This is a genomic window from Nocardia brasiliensis (genome assembly GCF_042691675.1).
Classification (GTDB): domain Bacteria; phylum Actinomycetota; class Actinomycetes; order Mycobacteriales; family Mycobacteriaceae; genus Nocardia; species Nocardia brasiliensis_D.
This window is the reverse complement of sequence record NZ_CP170507.1, coordinates 1183759-1184718: the sequence shown is the minus strand read 5'-3', so window position 1 is coordinate 1184718 and position 960 is coordinate 1183759. Positions and strand designations below refer to the sequence as shown.

Sequence of the window (960 nt, the reverse complement as noted above, 5' to 3'; positions counted from 1 at the left end):
CAGCGGCCTGTCATAGCGGCAACTCCGGGCCTACCAACCGGATTCGGCGACATCGGAGCCCGCGCGATCCTGACGCTCGTGGTCGAACGGCACCACATCGGTGAATTCCATGGTTCCGTCCACGCCGTCGTCGTCGGTCGCCTGCGCGCGGGAGCGGGCGCGCGGCGGCGCCAGCGAGACCTCCGGCAGCGTGGGCAGCATTTCCTCCACGTCGGGCAGGCCTTGCACGATCTCCGACATCTTCGGCAGTCGCGCCTGCTCGTCGCGCAACTCCTGGATCATCGCTTTGGTCTGCCGTTCCACCTGCCCGGCCGCATCCTGCGCGGCGGCGGTCACCGCGGCGGCGAGTTCCTTCGGCGTCAAATCGCTGATGTCCTCGGTGAATCGGGTCTCGATCACCACGCCCCGGGCGTTGACGACGACAGCGACCTTCTTACCGGCCGCATACGCGGTCGCCGTGAGCTGCGCCTGCTTCTGCTGTGACCGCACCATCGACTTGATGCTGGTGTGGATCGAATCCATCAGCTCGGCGAGCTGCGCGTTCGCTGGTTCGTACGCCATCAACCTCTCCTAACCCTCACCCCCGACACCTCGACTCGGCGATGCCGACCGTCAACTACCTCGACCCGCTATTCGAAGGTGACGCCCAACTTGTTCGCAAGTTCCATGTCCTGGAGCAATTCCGCGCTGGTCAGCATCCCCTCGCCGTACTGGAGCAGCCGCGCGATCTGGGACTGGATGACGGATTTGAGGTTTTCGTAGGAGGCGACGTAGCCGTTCTCGCTTTCGAAACTCTTGCCGAAGTCGTCGGTACCCCACTTGCCGTAACCGGCGGCGTGCGCCCGTTCCAGTGCGGCGAGGATCTGTTCCAGCTTCCAGATCACCTCATGCGCGTGCGTGCCGGTCTTGTGCACACCGTGCGTACTCGCCTCTACCCTGCCTGCCATTACGACCTCCAGC

At 64.7% G+C, this 960-nt stretch carries 2 protein-coding genes; both read right to left on the bottom strand.

Translation table 11 applies throughout. The features are described 5' to 3' along the window. Nucleotides 1–30: 30 nt before the first annotated feature. Complete coding sequence (locus ACFK0J_RS05705) at nt 31–561, bottom strand: YbaB/EbfC family nucleoid-associated protein (RefSeq protein WP_378737212.1); 531 nt, start codon at nt 559–561, stop codon at nt 31–33. 68 nt (nt 562–629) lie between these two features. Next, complete coding sequence (locus tag ACFK0J_RS05700; RefSeq protein WP_378737211.1) at nt 630–947, bottom strand: hypothetical protein; 318 nt, start codon at nt 945–947, stop codon at nt 630–632. Nucleotides 948–960 lie beyond the last annotated feature (13 nt).

Coding starts and splice junctions, on each gene's coding strand:
- ACFK0J_RS05705 (WP_378737212.1), bottom strand. CDS start 561: ATGGCGTACGAACCAGCGAACGCGCAGCTCGCCGAGCTGATGGATTCG.
- ACFK0J_RS05700 (WP_378737211.1), bottom strand. CDS start 947: ATGGCAGGCAGGGTAGAGGCGAGTACGCACGGTGTGCACAAGACCGGC.